This is a genomic window from Halococcus salifodinae DSM 8989, assembly GCF_000336935.1.
GTDB classification, from domain to species: Archaea; Halobacteriota; Halobacteria; order Halobacteriales; family Halococcaceae; genus Halococcus; species Halococcus salifodinae.
In genome coordinates this window covers 48,086-65,596 of the sequence record NZ_AOME01000078.1, presented here as the reverse complement: position 1 = coordinate 65,596, position 17,511 = coordinate 48,086, and the positions used below count along the sequence as shown (strand labels likewise).

22 protein-coding genes and 1 tRNA gene are annotated in these 17,511 nt (G+C 64.1%); 10 read left to right on the top strand and 13 right to left on the bottom strand.

The features are described 5' to 3' along the window. The first annotated feature begins 32 nt into the window (after positions 1-32). On the top strand, positions 33-1,436 hold the full coding sequence (locus C450_RS17140) for a bifunctional metallophosphatase/5'-nucleotidase (RefSeq protein WP_049910364.1): 1,404 nt from the start codon (positions 33-35) through the stop codon (positions 1,434-1,436). On the opposite strand, the gene C450_RS17135 is transcribed toward C450_RS17140, so the two are convergent. From C450_RS17135 to C450_RS17125, 3 genes are read right to left on the bottom strand one after another with little or no spacing between them, the layout of a single operon-like run. Beyond that, positions 1,426-2,883: an RtcB family protein gene (locus tag C450_RS17135; protein ID WP_005045564.1), complete on the bottom strand. Its 1,458-nt coding sequence runs from the start codon at positions 2,881-2,883 to the stop codon at positions 1,426-1,428. The genes C450_RS17140 and C450_RS17135 overlap by 11 nt on opposite strands. Positions 2,884-2,943: 60 nt before the next feature. Continuing rightward, positions 2,944-3,369: an archease gene (locus C450_RS17130; RefSeq protein WP_005045563.1), complete on the bottom strand. Its 426-nt coding sequence runs from the start codon at positions 3,367-3,369 to the stop codon at positions 2,944-2,946. Next, positions 3,366-4,271 carry a DUF502 domain-containing protein gene (locus C450_RS17125; RefSeq protein ID WP_005045562.1) on the bottom strand — a complete coding sequence of 302 codons (906 nt, stop codon included), beginning with the start codon at positions 4,269-4,271 and terminating at the stop codon, positions 3,366-3,368. The genes C450_RS17130 and C450_RS17125 overlap by 4 nt, the downstream gene beginning before the upstream one ends. A gap of 86 nt (positions 4,272-4,357) precedes the next feature. On the opposite strand from C450_RS17125, the gene C450_RS17120 reads away from it, so the two are divergent. After that, a complete protein-coding gene (locus C450_RS17120) occupies positions 4,358-4,861 on the top strand; it encodes a GNAT family N-acetyltransferase (RefSeq protein ID WP_005045561.1) in 504 nt (167 codons plus the stop codon). 170 nt (positions 4,862-5,031) lie between these two features. Here the strand turns inward: C450_RS17120 and C450_RS17115 are convergent. Continuing rightward, a tRNA-Val gene (locus C450_RS17115) sits at positions 5,032-5,105 on the bottom strand. A gap of 82 nt (positions 5,106-5,187) precedes the next feature. On the opposite strand from C450_RS17115, the gene C450_RS17110 reads away from it, so the two are divergent. Further along, on the top strand, positions 5,188-5,715 hold the full coding sequence (locus tag C450_RS17110) for a DUF192 domain-containing protein (protein WP_005045560.1): 528 nt from the start codon (positions 5,188-5,190) through the stop codon (positions 5,713-5,715). Positions 5,716-5,820: 105 nt separating this feature from the next. Further along, a complete protein-coding gene (locus C450_RS17105) occupies positions 5,821-7,758 on the top strand; it encodes an ABC transporter ATP-binding protein (RefSeq protein ID WP_005045559.1) in 1,938 nt (645 codons plus the stop codon). Between the two features lie 12 nt (positions 7,759-7,770). Here C450_RS17105 and C450_RS17100 read toward each other — a convergent pair whose 3' ends face one another. After that, positions 7,771-8,097 (bottom strand): DUF5789 family protein, encoded by a 327-nt coding sequence (locus C450_RS17100; RefSeq protein ID WP_005045558.1) that lies wholly within the window; start codon positions 8,095-8,097, stop codon positions 7,771-7,773. A 170-nt stretch (positions 8,098-8,267) separates the two neighbouring features. Here C450_RS17100 and C450_RS17095 point away from each other — a divergent pair, with 170 nt between their 5' ends. Beyond that, complete coding sequence (locus tag C450_RS17095) at positions 8,268-9,014, top strand: creatininase family protein (protein ID WP_005045556.1); 747 nt, start codon at positions 8,268-8,270, stop codon at positions 9,012-9,014. Here C450_RS17095 and C450_RS17090 read toward each other — a convergent pair whose 3' ends face one another. Continuing rightward, a complete protein-coding gene (locus tag C450_RS17090) occupies positions 9,015-9,533 on the bottom strand; it encodes a DUF5790 family protein (protein ID WP_049910371.1) in 519 nt (172 codons plus the stop codon). It lies immediately after the preceding gene. Positions 9,534-9,694: 161 nt separating this feature from the next. Between C450_RS17090 and C450_RS17085 the strand changes: the two genes are divergently transcribed. Next, positions 9,695-10,000, top strand: a complete 306-nt coding sequence (locus tag C450_RS17085; protein WP_005045553.1) for a MazG nucleotide pyrophosphohydrolase domain-containing protein — start codon at positions 9,695-9,697, stop codon at positions 9,998-10,000. Positions 10,001-10,010: 10 nt separating this feature from the next. On the opposite strand, the gene C450_RS17080 is transcribed toward C450_RS17085, so the two are convergent. Then, positions 10,011-10,382 carry a dihydroneopterin aldolase family protein gene (locus C450_RS17080; RefSeq protein WP_049910370.1) on the bottom strand — a complete coding sequence of 124 codons (372 nt, stop codon included), beginning with the start codon at positions 10,380-10,382 and terminating at the stop codon, positions 10,011-10,013. Positions 10,383-10,675: 293 nt separating this feature from the next. Between C450_RS17080 and C450_RS17075 the strand changes: the two genes are divergently transcribed. Together C450_RS17075 and azf are read left to right on the top strand one after the other, a co-directional pair. Further along, positions 10,676-11,284: a translation initiation factor IF-2 subunit beta gene (locus tag C450_RS17075; RefSeq protein ID WP_005045550.1), complete on the top strand. Its 609-nt coding sequence runs from the start codon at positions 10,676-10,678 to the stop codon at positions 11,282-11,284. 99 nt (positions 11,285-11,383) lie between these two features. Next, complete coding sequence (azf, locus tag C450_RS17070) at positions 11,384-12,139, top strand: NAD-dependent glucose-6-phosphate dehydrogenase Azf (RefSeq protein WP_049910363.1); 756 nt, start codon at positions 11,384-11,386, stop codon at positions 12,137-12,139. Between the two features lie 36 nt (positions 12,140-12,175). Here azf and C450_RS17065 read toward each other — a convergent pair whose 3' ends face one another. The 3 genes from C450_RS17065 to C450_RS17055 form a co-directional block, all read right to left on the bottom strand. Continuing rightward, positions 12,176-12,670 (bottom strand): hypothetical protein, encoded by a 495-nt coding sequence (locus tag C450_RS17065; RefSeq protein WP_005045548.1) that lies wholly within the window; start codon positions 12,668-12,670, stop codon positions 12,176-12,178. A 61-nt stretch (positions 12,671-12,731) separates the two neighbouring features. Beyond that, positions 12,732-13,352: a DUF309 domain-containing protein gene (locus C450_RS17060; protein WP_005045547.1), complete on the bottom strand. Its 621-nt coding sequence runs from the start codon at positions 13,350-13,352 to the stop codon at positions 12,732-12,734. Between the two features lie 65 nt (positions 13,353-13,417). Continuing rightward, positions 13,418-13,855, bottom strand: coding sequence for a DUF4112 domain-containing protein (locus C450_RS17055; protein ID WP_005045546.1), 438 nt, complete (start codon positions 13,853-13,855; stop codon positions 13,418-13,420). 146 nt (positions 13,856-14,001) lie between these two features. Between C450_RS17055 and C450_RS17050 the strand changes: the two genes are divergently transcribed. Beyond that, a complete protein-coding gene (locus tag C450_RS17050) occupies positions 14,002-14,448 on the top strand; it encodes a MaoC family dehydratase (RefSeq protein ID WP_005045545.1) in 447 nt (148 codons plus the stop codon). Between the two features lie 49 nt (positions 14,449-14,497). Here C450_RS17050 and C450_RS17045 read toward each other — a convergent pair whose 3' ends face one another. After that, a complete protein-coding gene (locus C450_RS17045) occupies positions 14,498-15,118 on the bottom strand; it encodes a VOC family protein (protein WP_005045543.1) in 621 nt (206 codons plus the stop codon). A 131-nt stretch (positions 15,119-15,249) separates the two neighbouring features. Between C450_RS17045 and C450_RS17040 the strand changes: the two genes are divergently transcribed. Further along, complete coding sequence (locus C450_RS17040) at positions 15,250-15,864, top strand: YegP family protein (protein WP_005045542.1); 615 nt, start codon at positions 15,250-15,252, stop codon at positions 15,862-15,864. Positions 15,865-16,239: 375 nt separating this feature from the next. On the opposite strand, the gene C450_RS17035 is transcribed toward C450_RS17040, so the two are convergent. Together C450_RS17035 and C450_RS17030 are read right to left on the bottom strand one after the other, a co-directional pair. Further along, positions 16,240-16,674, bottom strand: coding sequence for a hypothetical protein (locus C450_RS17035; protein WP_005045541.1), 435 nt, complete (start codon positions 16,672-16,674; stop codon positions 16,240-16,242). Beyond that, positions 16,667-17,365, bottom strand: a complete 699-nt coding sequence (locus C450_RS17030) for a hypothetical protein (RefSeq protein WP_005045539.1) — start codon at positions 17,363-17,365, stop codon at positions 16,667-16,669. The genes C450_RS17035 and C450_RS17030 overlap by 8 nt, the downstream gene beginning before the upstream one ends. Between the last annotated feature and the right edge of the window lie 146 nt (positions 17,366-17,511).

Below are 17,511 nucleotides of genomic sequence, written 5' to 3'. Positions count from 1 at the left end.
CGCCTTTGTTCGCCGCTGCTGTCTCCCCCGGTGTGTCGCTTCGTCTCCTCCATTACGCCGATATCGAGAACGCCTACGACGATCCCGAACGGATCGGGCGACTCGCCGGTCTCGTCGACCACCTGCGTGACGAGGAGACGGTGGTCACGGGAGCCGGCGACAACACCGGACCCGGCGTGCTCTCGCTCGTGACGCAGGGACGACAGGCGCTCGATTTCTTCCAGGCGGTCGATCCCGACGTTGACACCTTCGGTAACCACGACTTCGACCACGGCTCGGACGCCTTGCTGTCGGTCGTCGACGACTCGCCACAGCCGTGGGTGTGTGCGAACGCCTTCCAGAACGGCGAACGGTTCGCGGCAGCCGAGGGTGCCATCCCGTGGACCGTCGTCGAGGCAGGGGATCGTCGGGTCGGTATCGTCGGCGTCACTCACCCTGAGACCGCCACGATCAATCCGAACGCAGCCGACGTTCGGTTCACTGACGCGATTCAGGCGGTCGAGACGGGCGTCGATGCGCTCCAGGACGAGAACGTCGATCGGATCGTCGTGATTTCTCACCTCGGCGACGACACCGAACTCGCCCGGATGGTGAATGTGGACGTCGTGCTCGGCGGCCACGATCACGAGGCGCTGGTCGAACGCATCGATGGGACGCTCGTCTGTCGGCCAGGCGGAACGGGTCGATACCTCCTCGAAGTCTCGTTCGATGGCGATCGGCCGCGGGCGACTCATCACACAGTCACCGATGGCCCACTCGATACGGATATCACGGCGACGCTTCGCGACCGGATGGACACAGCGGGACTCACGGAGGTCGTCGGTACTGTCGAAGAACCGATCGTCTGCGATCTGCAGGCCTGCAAGCGCGGCGAGAGCAGGATCGGGAATCTGATCGTGGATGCCTATCGATGGCGGACGGGAGCGGCCATTGGTCTCAATTCGGGTGGTGGATTTCGCCGACAGCCGCCACTCACGGGGGACGTGACGGCCTTCGATCTCGTCGGCGTCACGCCGTACGGTGCGGATCTCGTAGTGCTGACGATCGATGGCAAGGACCTGCTGGCAACGCTTCGACACGCTGCGCTCGCGAGAGCCGCCGACGGCCTGCCACGCTGGCACTTCAGTCACGTGAGCGGTGCGGAACTCGTCTGGGACGATGCGAAGAACGAGCTTCAAAAGGCGCGCGTCGATGGGTCTCCGGTGGATCCGAACACGACGTATGAGATCGCGACTACCGAGTTCTTCGTCGCGAACGACGATCTGTTTCCGGCGTTCGGACCGGACGACGTCGTTGCGAGCTACGGACTCCAGTACGAAGCAGTCGTGGAGTACGCGCGCGAAACTGGCCTCGATCCCGAACGTGACGGGCGAATCCAGCGACCGACGCTCGAAGCGGGCGACGTTCCCGAGCGCGATTGGCCGTTCAGCCCTTGATGTTGCAGACCGGGAACGTCCGCGCGACCGTGTCGCCGATTCCCAACTCGTCGGAGACCCGCACCACCTCGTCGACATCCTTGTAGACGCCCGGTGCCTCCTCGGCCACCGTCGCGCCGCTCTGGGCCTTCACGTACACCTTCTGTTCTTCCAAGTCGTCCTGGACGTCCTCGCCCCAGAACTCGTTTTTCGCCTGAGTCCGACTCATCGTCCGACCCGCGCCGTGGGCCGTCGAGCCGAACGTCGTTTCGAGCGACGCCTCGCCGCCACGGAGGACGTAGCTCCCCGCGCCCATGCTCCCCGGAATGATGACGGGCTGGCCGACGTCGCGGTACGCGCTCGGGACTTCCGGATGGCCGGCCGGGAACGCCCGCGTCGCGCCCTTCCGGTGGACGTACAGTTCGCGTTCCTCCCCCTCCACATCGTGAATCTCTTTCTTCGCGATGTTGTGCGCGACGTCATAGAGAAGATCCATCTCCATGTCTTCCCACGAGCGATCGAAGACGCGCTCGAACACCTCGCGCGTGCGGTGCATGATGAGCTGGCGGTTGACCCACGCGTAGTTGATCGCGGCACACATCGCGCCGTAGTACTCCTCGGCGAGTTGGCTCCCGGCGGGTGCGGCCGCGAGCTCCTTGTCCGGGAGTCGATCGAGCAGCCCAGGATGGGCCTGTTCAACCTCGCGGGTGTACTCGGTACAGACCTGGTGACCCAGCCCCCGGCTCCCGCAGTGGATCAACACCACGATCTGGTCCTCGGTGAGGCCGTACGCATCCGCCACGTCCTCCCGGAAGACGTCGGTCACGCGCTGGACTTCGAGGAAGTGGTTGCCCGAGCCGAGACTCCCGATCTGGTTCTTCCCGCGGTCTTTCGCCTTCTGTGAGACCACGCCTGGATCGGCGTCCGGTCGGCGACCCTCGTCCTCGCAGTGTGCGAGGTCGTCCTCGACGGCGTAGCCCTCTTCGAGCGCCCAGTCCATTCCCCGTTCGAGGATGGCCTCCACGGTGTCGATGCCCGACTCGACCACGCCACCGCCGCCGAGTCCCGAGGGGATGTTCGCGAACAGCGACTCGACCAGCTCTTCCTCGTGGCCCTCGACGTCTGCGTAGGTCAGATTCGTCGTCATCATCCGGACGCCGCAGTTGATGTCGAATCCCACCGCTCCGGGCGAGATACATCCGTTCTCGGCGTCGATTCCTGCGACCCCGCCAACCGGGAAACCGTAGCCCTGGTGGCCGTCGGGCATGCAGATCGCGTACTTTTGCACACCGGGAAGGTGCGTCGAGTTCTTGAGCTGTTCGAGCGTCATGTCGTCCGAAATCTCGTCCAGCAGCGCCTCGCTCGCGAGCACCCGTGCGGGCGCGTTCATCTCCCCTTCTTGGGGGATCTCCCAGACGTACTCCTCCACTCGTTCGAGCGTGATCCCGTCGGCGTCGTAGGTGTCCATACCGAGGCCTACTCCGGCGTTGCCCGAGAGGGTTTCGTCTCCCGGGCCGCTCGGCTCACACTACACGTCGAACACGACGTAGGCTCGCCAGCCGTCGGCGGTCCGTTCGATGCGCATTTCGGAGTACGTGACTGCCTTCACCTCCCGCGCGTCGACGGTTTCGAGCGGGACGCCACGTGCGCTCGCGTCGAGCTGCCAGGCGTCCGCCTCTTGCGCACCGCCGTCGTGTCGGATCGTCGCCTGGTTGTCGACCGGCAGAACGCCCCTCACGTCGCGTTGGTAGATGAGTTCCGCGAGGTACTCGTAGAGCAGCGCCTCCCGGTTTTCGGCCGACGCGGTGAGATCGAAACGCGCGCCGTCCGCCGGAACCGACTCGCACATCGCCGCCGCCAGTCCGTCGGCGACCGCCGCGAAGGCTCCGTCGAGGCTAGAGCCGTCGGCGGCGACCGCGACGTCGGCCGTGTGTTCCCGGAGTTCGAACGTCACGACTCCTCGTTCCGGGCCGTTCCGTCGTTAGTCTTGCTGATCGCCGGTTCGGCACCGTCCGTCGCACCCACGATCGCCTCCTCGGTATCGGTGGGCTCGGTCGGTTCGGTGCTCTCCGAACTGGCAGGCCCGGCACCGCCGTACCGCCCGAGCGCGGCGAGTTCGTCGGCCGAGAGACTCGTCGCGTCGTCGGTGTCGCCGATCGCGACGCCGCTGGTGACGATCGCGCTGACGGCCTCCTCGACAGTGAGATCCACGTCGTAGATCTGCTCCGCTGGGACGTGGATCAGGAACCCTCCCATCACGGGGTTCGGCGCGAGCGGCATGAACAGCGTTCGGAGGTCGTCGTGGCGTGCGGCATCGTCGACCGAGGCGGGCGGTTCGGCGGTCACGAACGCGAAGGAGTAGGTCCCTTCGTTCGGGAACTCGATGAGCTTCACCTCCTGAAAGCTCGACGTGTCGCTCTCGATCAACACGTCGCTCATCCGCCGGAAGCTGGTGTAGACCGATCCAACCCCCGGAATCGCTTCCATTGCGGTGTGAAAGAGCTTCGAGAACTCGCGGTCGGAAGAAGTGTGGGTGGCGACGATCCCGACGCCGAGGATGATCGCCACCAGCACGAGAACCGTCCCGAGTTCGATGAGCACGGAGCCGAACTCCGGCCCGAGGCCGAGCGAGCGCGCCATCACCACCATCGGGCTGACGAGCCCGAAATATCTCGCGACACCGACGATCGGCGTGAGGAGGTCGCTGACGAAGTTCAACACGAACGCGAGCACCATCACCGTGATGAGAAACGGGATCGTGAGCGCGGCCCCAGTGATCACCCACTCGCGGAGCGTTTCGCGAACTCCCGCGTTCGTCCCCGGTGCGGTCGTCGCAGCGGCATCGACATCGGACATACCCTCGCCTGACTGGAGCCCCACGCGAAAGCGTTGTGCATGCACGGGCGGTGGAATTATATCGATGCGCCCGCTACCGGTCTGCAGTGAGCGTCGATGTCACGAAACGTGTCGTTGAGGCGGGCAGCGACGAGCACGTCGACGCCGCGTGGGAGCTGAAAGAGCGCATTCGTCGCGAGGACGCCGTACTCAAACAACGCCACGGCTTTTTCGCCAACGCCTATCGTCGCGCGACCGTCCATCTCCTGTTCGCGGGCGTCCACGGCAGCGAACACGACTCGGAGGCGGACGATCTCATCGGGTTTGCTGCCGTTCGCCGCGACGGTTACGTGCTCTTTCTCGCGGTCGATCCCGCCCACCGCGGCGAAGGGTTCGGTCGCAAACTCATGGCGACCGTCGCCGACGAACACGACTCCGTGACCTGTCACGCCCGCGCGACCAACGAGGTCGCCATCGATTTCTACGAACACATCGGCTTCGAGATCAAACGCCATATCGAAAACTACTACGAGGACGGCGGTGCGGCGTACTACCTCAAACTCGGCGGTGGCGGCCTCACCGATCGGCTTTCGGAGTTCATGCGGCGCTGACCGCTGCTCGCTGTCGCTTGCAGGAACTCATGGGCTCGGGCGGATTCGAACCGGAGCCAGACGGTCGTGCTCGCTCCCTGCGGTCGCTGTGCGCGCTGCGACTGCCGGGGTTCGAATCGCCCTCGCGTGATACGGACGCGCGGCCCACGTCCGTTCGCCGCGGTCCAGTATGGGCTCGGGCGGATTCGAACCACCGACCTCGGCCTTGTAAAGGCCGCGTCATAACCACCTAGACCACGAGCCCCGCATCCGACCAATCGGTGCGGCGCGAATAACCCTTTCTCTCTGTCGGAACGCTTAGGCCGTCCCCGACCCACGATCGAAGTATGGCGCTCCAGCGCGCTCTCAACGTCGTCGGCGTGATCGCGGTGCTCGCGCTGGTGCTCACCGCGGCAGTCGCGGCCGGAGTCGTCCCGCCGCCGGGGGCGTTCATGGGTGCGCCCGACAACGGCGATTACGAGCGCACGGAGGTGACGATCACCAACAACTGTAGTCAGGTTCTCGGCACCGTCGACGTCCGGATCGCCGACACCTACCAGCAGAAGTACACCGGACTGTCGAACACCACGTCGCTCGCGAACGGCTCCGGCATGCTGTTCACCTACGAGGAGCCGGCCGAACACACCTACGTGATGCGGGAGATGGATTTCCCGCTCGACATCGTCTTCATCGGGGCCGACGGCCGGATCAACGCGATCGAGAGCGCGCCCGCACCGGGGCCGAACGAGAACGGCGAGAACATCCAGCGTACCGGCCAGGCACAGTACATCCTCGAAGTGCCGCGCGGGTGGATGGCCAGCCACGGAATCCACGTCGGTCATCGGGTCGACATCGACCGATCGGATCGACGATAGGAACCGGGTTCGTGGCGGCCACGAACCGAGCTCTGCGCCGTAACTATGGGGTATTTTCTCAGGGTTACGAACGCTTTTAGGCACGTGTCGGCTTGCAGTGTAGTAATGGGTATTTCTACTGAGGACGACGATCCTTTCGAAGATCAACGGGAGGGAACGGAGAACGCGATGCGGCGGTTGTTTGCGGTCTACGGCCGCGAAAATACGTTTTCGTTTGCAGTCGGGACACTGACGAGTCTCGTCGCTCGGATTCTTGACCTGCTGCCACCGCTGTTGCTCGGGATCGCCATCGATTCGGTGTTTTATCAGCAAAAACCGTTCGGGCTGGCGTTCGTCCCACAGGGGTGGCTGCCCACGACCCGAACCGGCCAGTTCTGGCTGCTCGGTGGACTGATCGCGTTTGCCTTCTTCGGCGGCGCGGGCTTTCACTACGGCCGGAACTGGGGATGGAACGCCTTCTCCCAGAACATCCAGCACCAGGTCCGGACGGACACGTACGACAAGATGCAGCGCCTGAACATGGACTTCTTCGCCGACAAGCAGACCGGCGAGATGATGTCGGTGCTCTCGAACGACGTCAACAGGTTAGAGCAGTTCCTGAACGGTGGGATGAACTCGGTGTTCCGGCTCGCAGCGATGGTGGTTGGCATCTCGGTGATCATGTTCGTCACCAACTGGCAACTCGCCATCATCGCGCTGTTGCCGGTTCCGCTGATCGCCGGGTTCACCTACTACTTCGTCAAGAAGATCCAGCCCAAATACGCCGAGGTCCGCTCGACCGTCGGGGAGATGAACTCTCGTCTGGAGAACAACCTCGGCGGGATCCAGGTCATCAAATCGACGAACACCGAGGGCTACGAGTCAGACCGCGTCGATGACGTCTCACAGAGCTACTACGACGCCCAGTGGGGTGCGATCGATCTCCGGATCAAGTTCTTCCCCACGCTCCGAGTCATCGCGGGCATCGGCTTCGTCGCCACGTTCGTCGTCGGCGGGTTCTGGGTCCTCAACGGTCCGTTCGGCCCGTTCACCGGCAGCCTCTCGCCGGGCCTGTTCGTCGCGTTCATCCTCTACACCCAACGGTTCATCTGGCCGATGGCGCAGTTCGGACAGATCATCAACATGTACCAGCGCGCCCGCGCCTCCGCAGAGCGCATCTTCGGGTTGATGGACGAGCCGAGCCGGCTGGACCAAGACCCCGACGCCGGGAATCTCACTGTCTCCGAGGGGCACGTCGAGTACGACGACGTGAGCTTCGGCTACGAGAGCGAGCGTGGCGAGACCGGCTCCACGGTGGAGAACATCTCCTTCGACGTGTCGGGCGGCGACACTGTGGCGCTCGTCGGCCCCACGGGTGCCGGCAAGTCCACCGTCCTGAAGCTCCTGCTCAGGATGTACGACGTCGACGAGGGCGAGATCCGGATCGACGGCCAGGACATCGACAGCGTGACGCTGTCGAGCCTTCGGAAGTCGATCGGCTACGTCAGCCAGAACTCCTACCTGTTCTACGGCACGGTGAAGGAGAACATCGCGTACGGCTCCTTCGACGCGACCGACGAGGAGATCGTCGAGGCCGCGAAGGCCGCCGAGGCCCACGAGTTCATCCAGAACCTTCCGGACGGGTACGACACGATGGCCGGCGAACGCGGCGTGAAGCTCTCGGGCGGCCAACGCCAGCGCATCACCATCGCGCGTGCGATCCTCAAGGATCCCGAGATCCTGGTGCTCGACGAGGCGACGAGCGACGTCGACACCGAAACCGAGATGCTGATCCAGCGCAGTCTCGATCGGCTGACCGCCGACCGCACCACGTTCGCGATCGCCCACCGGCTGTCGAGTATCAAGGACGCCGATCAGATCGTGGTTCTCGAGGACGGCCAGGTGCACGAGCGGGGCAGCCACGACGCCCTCATCGACGAAGACGGGCTGTACGCGAATCTCTGGGCGGTCCAGGCCGGCGAGATCGACGAGCTGCCACAGGAGTTCATCGAGCGCGCGACCCAGCGTCAGGCACAGACCGAGGCCGAAGCCGGCGACGACTGACGCGGGGCCGGGTTAGAGCGACTCCGCGTCGTCGCCGTTGCGATCGGGTTCCGTCGAAGGGCCTCGATCGGAGTAGCCCTCACGACCGACGGCGTCGGCGTCGACCATGTTCTTGACCATCGTCGTGACTTCGTCGGTGTTCTGATAGGTCTGGTCTTCGTCCTGGAGGGGTTCGAGGATTTCTTCGAGGGAGGTGCTCCCATCGGGCAGACCGATCTCCGCGTCACCGTGGCGTTCGATCACCGTTTCGTTGTCGACAGGGTAGTTCATGGATTCGAGCTCGTCCTCGACGTCGCCGAACTCGATACCGTGCTCTCTGGCGTCGTCTTCGTCGGTCATGGTGCAGCGGATCGACGCACAGCGACGGCAAAGGAGTTGTGCCTGCTTTACTGTCGGAGAGCCGACTTCACCAGCCGATGACGACGACTCGGTGGACAGTGACGAGCATCGCAGTCGACTCTGGAGGGGGCTCTCCGGCAGTATAAGCCTCCGGCGGCGTTCACCCCGATATGGATCTCACCGAGGCGACGTGGACCGACGCCGACGCCGCCGAGACCGACCTCGCGCTCCTCCCCGTCGGCAGCACCGAACAGCACGGTCCCCACGCCCCGCTCGGCACCGACCGCCTCACCGCGCGTGCGGTCGCGGCGGCGGGCGCGGAGCGCTACGAGGAAACCCGCGACACCGAAGTGGTCGTCGCACCCACCATTCCAGTGGGGATCGCCGAGGAGCACCGTCAGTTCGCCGGGACGCTCTGGGTCACACCCGATACCCTCCGGGAGTACGTCCGCGAGACCGTCGCGAGCCTCGCCTCGCACGGCTGGGATCGGGTCGTGCTCGTCAACGGCCACGGCGGCAACGTCGGTGCTCTCAGAGAGGTCTGTGGGACGATCACTCGCCACGACGCGGCCTACGCCGTCCTGTTCACGTGGTTCGAGGCCGCTGCGATCCTGTCCGAGATGGGCCACGGGGGACCGATCGAGACCGCGCTCCTGCGGGCCATCCACCCTGACCTCGTCCGCGAGGATCGCATCAAGGAGGCACAGGACGGAGCGAGCGAGACGTGGGGCGAGTGGGTCTCGGGGACGAACCTCGCGTTCGATGCGGCAGAGTTCACCGACAGCGGCGCGGTCGGCGACCCCGGAGAGGAAAGCGCGGAACGTGGCGAGGAACTGCTAGAGGACGCAACGACGGCACTCGTGACACTGCTGGAAGCCATCGAGGAACGGGACGTGAGCCGACCGGCGAGGAAGTGACTACTCGGCGGCCTCTCCAGTTTCATCCGTCTCGCTGGAGGCGTCAGTCGCGTCGGCGTCGTCCGCATCGCCGCTCTCACCTGCGCCGTCTGCGTCGTCCGTGCCGTCTGCGTCGTCCGCATCCGCAGCCTCGCTGGCGTCGTCGAGCGCCCCCCGAAGTTCGGGGACCGTACTCGAAAGCTCGTTCGCGTGGTCGTGGGCGGTCTCGACGTCCTCCAGTACGGCTTCGAGTTCCTCGATCTGGTCGGCGAGGTCGTCGGCGTCGTCGAACGCGTCGGCGCGCTCGCCCATCGCGTACCACTTCTTTGCGTCGCGGAGGCGTTCGGCGGCGTCGCCGGTGTCGAGCGCCTGGCCGAGCGCGTTGAGCACCCCGAGGGTGTTGTCGGCCTCGACCATCCAGATCGCGTCGGACGCGGGGAGCGCGTCGCGCGCCGCCGCGAGGTCGGCCTCGACATCGCTCCGGACGTCCGCTGCAGCCTCGTCGAACAGATCGTCGTCCTCGAACGTCGACTGGCTCATACCCGTGTGGTTCGTCAGCACGTGGTTTAAACCCGCGCCCGAAAGTGAAAGTGAAAACAACCGATTTCGCCGTTCGCGACCCGTTTTCGGTATCGTTCCGATCGGGTCGGAGTCGTCGGACGTCACAACGCTTACTTTCCAGCCGGGAGCGATCGACACGAATGGACGAACAACAGCGCGTCGCGGCGTTCGTCGAGGAGTACGATCTGCAGGGCGAGCCGGCGTTTCGGGTTCTCGATCTGGCTGCCGAGGTCGGCGAGATCGCGGCCGACGCGACAAAATCGACCGACTGGGGAACGAAACCGAACGATCTCGACGTCGAGACCGACGAGATCGGCGACGCCCTGTTCTCGTTGCTCGCCGTGGCGGAATCGCTCGACATCGATGCTGGAGACGCTCTCGACGAATCGCTCGCGAAGTACGAGGAGCGTCTCGACGAAACGGGAAGTGCCTCGTCCGACGGCTGACCCGGCGTGGTCAGTCCAGCGCCTCGACCGATGTGACCCGCATCCGGGGATACCCTTCCTCCATCGCCATTCGTGCGGTGATCTCGTTTCCTTCGTACTCCACGACGAGTTCGACTTCCATGAACCGGCCCGTGAGTTCGGTGTAGCCGTGATCGATGGCGGCGTCGAGTTCGTCGACGAGGATCGTGACCGAGACCGATTCGCAGTACGGCTGGTTTTCGATCGCGTCCTCGATCGCGCGCTCCAGACTGGCCGCGCTTTCGGGACTGACCGGCGTGCCGGCGAACTGGTGATACAGCGTGCCGAACTTGATCCCCGCCTCGAAGCAGGCGGTCTGGGCGTCGGTCGGTGGGGGCGAACTTGCTTCGGAGTTGGCGGTCATCAAGTAGGGGTTCATGCTGGGTAGACAAATACACTGTCAGTCGGATGAGTTCATTCGAACAAATTCCGACACAAATGAGAACCGCAGGCCACACCCTCCCCAACCGATTCTTTCGCTCCCTATGGTCGCTCACTCATCCCTCGCACGAGTCGCACGCCTCCGGCGTGCTCCCGCGCGCCACCGCCTACCGCCGACCGCCTACCGTCCACCGTTCTCGGTGTCAAACGGCGGCGAACGTCCCTGGCGCGTTCTCTCACGGAATCCATTTAGGGAGTGAGATCCTCGTATCAGTCATGGATTACGAAGCCAGTCTCGACCGAGCGATGGACTCGGTCCCCGATCTCGACACCGGTGATTCGCGGCTCGACGTGCCCGACGCGGAGGCCCAGAAGGACGGCGCATTCACGCGGCTCGTGAATCTGGGACGGGTCGCCGACGCGCTCTCGCGCGAGCCCGAACACCTCCACCGGGTGATCCAGCGCGAACTCGGGACGAACGGCCAGTTCGGCGACGATCGCGCGCGGTACAACGGATCGTTCTCCAGCGACGATTTCGGCACGGCCATCGACGGCTACATCGAGGAGTTCGTGACCTGTTCGGAGTGTGGCCTCCCGGACACACGCCTCGAAATGGAAGGACGGACCCGAATGCTCCGGTGTGAGGCGTGTGGGGCCTTCCGCCCGGTCGCGAAGAACACGGGCTCCCAGCAGTCCAGCCAGCAGCCCGACGTCGAGGAGGGCCGAACCTACGAGGTCAAGATAACGGGTACGGGCCGGAAAGGCGATGGCGTCGCCGAAAAGGGCAAGTACACCATCTTCGTGCCCGGCGCACAGGAGGGCGACGTGGTCGACGCCTACATCGAGAACATCAGCGGGACGCTCGCGTTCGCCCGGCTGGCGTAGCGCGCCGAAACGGATTCCAGTGGGTCGCTGTTCTTCGACTGTTTCCGCCGCGGGGTGAACCGCACGTTACTTACCGGCGGGTTCCCGACTCCCGGCTGAATGGCGGAGAGGCCACGGGATTCGAGAGTGTTACTTACCGGCGCGTCGGGGCGCGTCGGCGAGGCGATCCTGCGCCGGCTCGGTGAGGAGTACGACTGGCGGCTGCTCGACCGCGAGCCACCGACGGGCGAGCCCGACCACGAGTACGTCGTCGCGGACGTCACCGACGAGGAGGCCGTTCGCGAGGCAGTCGACGGGATGGATGCAGTCATCCATCTCGCCGGCGATCCGCGGCCGGAAGCGCCGTGGGACAGCGTGCTCGCGAACAACATCGACGGGACCCAGACCGTTGTCGCGGCGGCCGCCGACGCCGGCGTCGGGAAGTTCGTCTTCGCGTCCTCGAACCACGCAGTCGGCGCGTACGAGACCGACGAGCGCACACCAGAGCTGTATCGTACGAGCGACGAGTTCCGACTCGACGGCACCGAGCTACCGCGACCGAGCAATCTCTACGGCGTCGGCAAGGTCGCCGGCGAGACGCTGTGTCGGTACTACCACGACGAAACGGGGATGAACACGGTCTGTGTCCGCGTCGGGAACCTGACCGAGGATCACCCGCCGATCGATTACGAGCGCGGGCAAGCGATGTGGCTCTCCTATCGGGACTGTGCCCACCTCTTCGAGCGGTGTCTCGAAGCCGACTACGACTACGAGATCGTCTACGGCATCTCCGACAACGACCGGAAGTACTACTCGATCGAGCGCGCCCGCGAAGTGCTCGGCTACGATCCCCAGGACAACTCGGCAAGATACTGACTCACTCGCCCTCGCCCGTCTCCCTTGCAGTGGTACTCAGTTCGTTTCTCTGACGACATCGGTATCGTCCCGGTAGTTCGTCGTTCCCGACTCCGGACGCATTCTCGCGTCGGTATCCAGAATGGTCTCAACCCGCCGTTCGAACTCCATCTCGGAGATGTTCCCGGCCGCATACTGGCGTTTCGCGACAGCAATGGAGTCGTCGTGGTTCTCTTCGGATGGTGGCGTCGCATCAGGCTGGGAGTACGCTTCTGGCGACTCGACGTTCCCGATGAGCGAGAGATAGACCGGCCAGATCATCATGAGGGAGAAAACAACGAGCCCGAGACTAACCCCTGCCAGCAGGAACGGAGCCCAGAAAGCACTCGACGTGATGAGACCAGCGACCGACCAGACGAGCGAGTACACACCGACGGAGCCGGACGGTACTGCGACGAGAAGCCGACCGGAAGCACCGTCCGGCGTGTAGTGCTCGATGCGTTCGTGGCACTGCTGTCGAGTAGTCGAGCGTGGTGAAGGGTGATCGGCCATATCACGAGCACGGATGACACACTAATAGTATTTTTGAACGACAAATAACCTTCGTGACTTTTTACCGCTCCTCGAACAGCCCATCAACGTCGCGGTCGCGGGCGGCTCGGCGTTCAGTGTGTTCAGTGAGGCGCTGGAGGACGATTCCTCGGTTGTTGGGATCACGGACGAAGTCCATCACGAGCGTCACGAACGGACTGGTCTCGTTGCCGGCAGCGACATCCTCGCGGGCGTATTCGACGGCGCACTCGACGGTCGCGTGGTCGGAGTCGCCCTCTTCGGCGAGGACCTCCGCAGCGACTGCACTCGCTTCGAAGTCGAGGTCATCGAGGACGAGTTGGCGGCCCTCGTGGGTCAGCGAGAGCGGCGGTGCGCGTTCGATCGATTCGGGATCAGTGCCGAGAACGGCGAGATACTCTCGGACCTCGTCGACGTTCACGCCGCGGTAGTCTTCGGGGAGGTCGGCGAGATACTCGCGGGCGCTTTCGGCGAGGCCACACGCGCCCGTCCAGTTGTGCTCAGTCGCGTGATGGACTGCCGCAGTGAACTGGATCAATCCATGCAGAAAGCGTTCGTCCTCGCCCGCATCGAGAGCGAGCCAGCGGTCTTCCCACGCGTCGTGGGCGGCGTGGAAGCGACCGGCGTTGTAGATCGCGATACCGGCCTGGAGATGAGCGTCCATACCTGCCGTTCGGTTCGTGAGCCGAAACGCGTTCCGGGTGTGCCCACGCTGCGGGGGTTGCCCGCTCACTCGATGGGCACGTCGGTACGGTTTTCGAGGTGGGATTCGAGCAGCGCGACGTTGCGCTTGTTGGCTTTCCAGACCGCATCGAGGAGCGTTCCGGCGACCGGAATCAGCCCACCGATCGTGTCGAGGGCGACGTTGCCGATCATCCGGACGAGCGTCTTCGGCGGTACCCCGAGGCGTGTGGCCTCGACGACGATGTGTGAGGAAAGCGCCGCGCCAGCGATATCGCCCGAGACCGGAGCGATGCTCAGGATCGGATCGATGCCGACCCGGTAGCCGATCCCGGGGATCGGGATCGCCTCGTCGAGAAGTGTGGCCATCGCTCGGGAGCGTTTCAGCGCCGCACGCTCGCGGGACGGGAGTGTGTCGGGATCGAGACCGTCCTCGGTGGCAGTCACGTCTTCGAACCAGTCCGTGGACGGGTCGTCTCCTGGCATACGCTCATCACCGACCCGCACACGGATAGACATGCTGCCGGCGAGAGCACGCACCGTCACGCGCCGTCTCCGTTCGCCGGATGGGAGTTCTGGCGTCGAACGGGGGTGTGGGGAACAGCTATAGCCGCCGGCCGACAGTTCGGGACATGGCGCGCGAGTGCTTCGAGGACGTTGCCGTCGGCGAGACACGTGAGTTCGGCAGCCGCGACGTGACCCGCGAGGAGATCGTCGAGTTCGCCGGGCGCTACGATCCACAGCCGTTCCACACCGACGCAACAGCGGCCGGGGAGTCCATGTTCGGCGGGTTGATCGCGAGCGGGTGGCACACCGCGGCGATGACGATGGAACTACTCGTCACGAACGTCTTCGAGGGGTCGGCCGCGACAGGTGCGGTCGGGGTCGACGAGCTTCGCTGGCCGAACCCGGTGCGACCGGGCGACACGCTCTCGGTGCGGACGGAGGTGCTCGACACCGAGTCGTGGAGCGATCGTCTCGGACTGGTTCGGAGCGAGACGACGACCGAGAATCAGGACGACGAGACCGTCATGTCGATGGTCGGGCTCGTGCTGTACGAGCGACGCGACCCGGAGTGAGCGGGCGTCCGCTGTAACTGACGGTCGTCAGCCAAAACGAGCGACCGGGTTACTCGACGCCACCGACGCCGCTCGCCGCGTCCGGGAGGTCGTGGGGTTCGGCGGGGAGGTCGAGTTCTTCGAGCGCGGCCGCGAGATGTTCTTCCTCGGCGTAATCGGCACCCTCGTCCTCACGGATACGCTGGGCGGTCGCGAGCACCTCACCCCGACGATCGTCGGGGATCTCGTACTTGTCGGTGGCGAGTTCGATCACGAGGCCGTTGTTGTCGCGGGTGTACAGCGAGTGGAAGACCCCGCGGTCGAAGACGTTGTAGCCGCGGCCGTCGTCGTCGAGTGCTGCCATCACCTCGTCGAAACGGTCGGGATCGACGCCGAAGGAGAGGTGATGGACCCCACCGACGCCGCTGCGCTGGGGCTGAGGGTTCGACTCGCGGTCGTCGCTCACGAAGAAGGTGATGATGCGGCCGTCGCCGGTGTCGAAAAAGAGGTGTGTTTGGGAAGGGTCGTCGAGGTTGGGCTGGCGCAACACGAGGGACATTCCGAAGAGATCGCGGTAGAACGCGAGCGTGTCGGCTTCGTTGCTGCCCCAGACGGTGACGTGATCGGTGCCGGTGGTGTGGAAGGGGCTGTCGGGTCGTGTTGCCGTGACAGGAGATGGATCGTCGCTCATCGTGTCGAATTCGGGTGCCGACGTGGATGAATCTGTCCGTGGCGGAGAGGGAGGAGGATGGGGAGGGGAGGGGAGAGGAGTTGCAATCGCCGGATGGAGGTTTATGAGAGCGGACGATCAACGGTGATCCCATGAGCGAGCACGATCACGACTACACGCTGACTGTCCGGCCGAACGCCACCCTCAGAGTCGCGTACAGCACCGACGAGGGGGCGCTCGAAAAGGCGCTGGTCGCGTTCGAGTACGGCCACGACGGAGTCGAGGGAATGAGCGACGCCAGCGAAGGGGTCGTATGGCGGGGCTACGAGATCGCGCTCTCGCGCAACGGCGAGAACGTCCTCGATCGCGGGACACCGTTCGTCGAATCGGGCGACGTCGAGCGCGGTCTCGAACGCGGCGTCGACACCGCCACCAAGTACGGCCGGCAGTTGCGCGAGCGCATCGGGGACCTCCGCGAGCGACGGTCGGGATCGTCGCTCGGGATCGCGGATGCTGACGGGGCGGCCGAAACGCCCCGAACGGTCGAAATCCCTGGTCCGCGCGATACGACCGTCGAAATCTCGCTGTCGGGAACGTCGGCGACGTTCGATCTCTACGAGGACGACGGCGGGAGCTGGCGCTGGCGGCTGACCCACGACGACGAGACGCTCGCGGTCAGCCCGACGGGCTACGAGTCGCGCGAGGACGCCGAGGAATCCATCACCGCGCTCAAGGCGAACGCGCTCGGCGCAGAAATCGCAGACTGAGCGACCGCTCACCGGTTTTCGATGCGGAAGTCCTGGCGGAGTCCCACGCGAGCGCCAGCGAGCGTGGGGCACGCCAGGTCGTGAACGAGCGAAGCGAGTGAACGTCCTGGCGGAGATTTGAACTCGCCAAGACGGACCTGCTCGCTTTGCTCGCAGGTTGCGACTTGTCTGCTCAAATCTCCTGTCGGAGATTTGAACTCCGGTCACCGGCTCCGCAGGCCAGTAGTGTTACTCCACGGGTGCGCCGGGGGCGCACCGCGTGAGAAACCCGGATAGGACGTGCTCCCCTGCTCACAGTACGATTCGACGTGATCAGGATTGATAAAGACGCGCGTCACTGGCTGTTGGCCAATCGCTGCTGGCCGAGTCCGCTGACTACTTTTTCTCGGCCAGCTTCAGGCGGCGAGAGGGATACACCTCGTAATCTACTCCATCACCGTTGAGCTTTGAGAGGGGTATCTCCTCTTCCCTATCAGGCCAACTCGGCATGTAATCATCGAGCACATCACGCTCGACGACGATGACCACGTCGTCGTTCGGCGGATAGTGGTCGTCTCGCTTAGCGAGAGTTTCTCCTGTACCGGGGAGATCCCATTCCGATGCGGTCGCGTCGGGGAGATTCACGACGACCAAATCATCGGGGTCCGAGTCATCGATGTCGTGGACGATGTCGCCGAATTTTAGCCCCTGGTCAACCTCGGCTGCCCCGCCCCCCGAGAGTGTCTGCTGTCGTGAATCGGTTCCAGTTGTTTCTTCGGCGCTGTCCTCGTCTTCATCCCGTTCTGGTCGTGTGCCGTATGTGTTACCCATGAATGTCGACCTCTTGATCGCTCGACTGTGTGAAGTGATCGAGCGTCGTTGGTTTGAGAAGTGCTGTTCTGGGGCTGGGCTCCCATGCAGCGAATTCTTCGTGAGAGAATGCCCCCGACTCAGTTCTGCACGCACGGATCCAGTTGCTCTTACCTGCAGCTGCGACGACGCGAGGGGGAAGCCTCCGAAGATGATCGGGAGCGAGCCGCCCAATGAGTAGAACTCCGCTAGGGTCTATCACGTCGACAAGACGTGTGGCGTGTCTGACCATACTGCGGTAGCCAGGATATTGAGTGACGTCGAACGCACAGTACCCAGTGTCGATCTTCTCGAACGTCCGCAAACATCGTTTGAAATGCCACCGTTTGTATCCCTTTGCAAGTGGGATGATTTGGGTGCTGCTGGCGATCTCATTGAGGTGTTCGTAGATCTCCAACAGGCCGTTCATGCACTCATCGATCTGCTCGATTTGCTCGTCAGCGGTCATCGACCTGTATACCCACCTGTCGTGGGGGATGTAGTAGTCAGGGCGGACTTCTTCGATTTGCTCGAGTTCTTCTTCGACTTCCAGATCGACGAGATACTTGTCCTCCTGAGTGGTAGTGACGATGAGCTTCTGGTCGGGCCGAAATGTTTCGTTGAATACCTCTGGACGACGTGCAAGCCACTTCGCTCGCTCGCGAGTCGTCATCAAGTATTCCAGGTTCGAGCAATCTGGAAGGAACCCCCTATGGTTCGAGTTGCTGGGCTCGAACTTCGTAACAATGCCTCGCGGATACCCTCCCTCAGTAGTATCCGTACTGTCGGTTAGCGGCTTGGAGTTGCCACTATCGCCTG

Excerpts from the sequence above, each read along its gene's own strand:
- C450_RS17135 (WP_005045564.1), bottom strand. The coding sequence starts at position 2,883 with ATGGACACCTACGACGCCGACGGGATCACGCTCGAACGAGTGGAGGAG.
- C450_RS17125 (WP_005045562.1), bottom strand. The coding sequence starts at position 4,271 with ATGTCCGATGTCGATGCCGCTGCGACGACCGCACCGGGGACGAACGCG.
- C450_RS17110 (WP_005045560.1), top strand. The coding sequence starts at position 5,188 with ATGGCGCTCCAGCGCGCTCTCAACGTCGTCGGCGTGATCGCGGTGCTC.
- C450_RS17105 (WP_005045559.1), top strand. The coding sequence starts at position 5,821 with ATGGGTATTTCTACTGAGGACGACGATCCTTTCGAAGATCAACGGGAG.
- C450_RS17100 (WP_005045558.1), bottom strand. The coding sequence starts at position 8,097 with ATGACCGACGAAGACGACGCCAGAGAGCACGGTATCGAGTTCGGCGAC.
- C450_RS17095 (WP_005045556.1), top strand. The coding sequence starts at position 8,268 with ATGGATCTCACCGAGGCGACGTGGACCGACGCCGACGCCGCCGAGACC.
- C450_RS17090 (WP_049910371.1), bottom strand. The coding sequence starts at position 9,533 with ATGAGCCAGTCGACGTTCGAGGACGACGATCTGTTCGACGAGGCTGCA.
- C450_RS17085 (WP_005045553.1), top strand. The coding sequence starts at position 9,695 with ATGGACGAACAACAGCGCGTCGCGGCGTTCGTCGAGGAGTACGATCTG.
- C450_RS17080 (WP_049910370.1), bottom strand. The coding sequence starts at position 10,382 with ATGACCGCCAACTCCGAAGCAAGTTCGCCCCCACCGACCGACGCCCAG.
- C450_RS17075 (WP_005045550.1), top strand. The coding sequence starts at position 10,676 with ATGGATTACGAAGCCAGTCTCGACCGAGCGATGGACTCGGTCCCCGAT.
- azf (WP_049910363.1), top strand. The coding sequence starts at position 11,384 with ATGGCGGAGAGGCCACGGGATTCGAGAGTGTTACTTACCGGCGCGTCG.
- C450_RS17065 (WP_005045548.1), bottom strand. The coding sequence starts at position 12,670 with ATGGCCGATCACCCTTCACCACGCTCGACTACTCGACAGCAGTGCCAC.
- C450_RS17060 (WP_005045547.1), bottom strand. The coding sequence starts at position 13,352 with ATGGACGCTCATCTCCAGGCCGGTATCGCGATCTACAACGCCGGTCGC.
- C450_RS17055 (WP_005045546.1), bottom strand. The coding sequence starts at position 13,855 with ATGCCAGGAGACGACCCGTCCACGGACTGGTTCGAAGACGTGACTGCC.
- C450_RS17050 (WP_005045545.1), top strand. The coding sequence starts at position 14,002 with ATGGCGCGCGAGTGCTTCGAGGACGTTGCCGTCGGCGAGACACGTGAG.
- C450_RS17045 (WP_005045543.1), bottom strand. The coding sequence starts at position 15,118 with ATGAGCGACGATCCATCTCCTGTCACGGCAACACGACCCGACAGCCCC.
- C450_RS17040 (WP_005045542.1), top strand. The coding sequence starts at position 15,250 with ATGAGCGAGCACGATCACGACTACACGCTGACTGTCCGGCCGAACGCC.
- C450_RS17035 (WP_005045541.1), bottom strand. The coding sequence starts at position 16,674 with ATGGGTAACACATACGGCACACGACCAGAACGGGATGAAGACGAGGAC.
- C450_RS17030 (WP_005045539.1), bottom strand. The coding sequence starts at position 17,365 with ATGACGACTCGCGAGCGAGCGAAGTGGCTTGCACGTCGTCCAGAGGTA.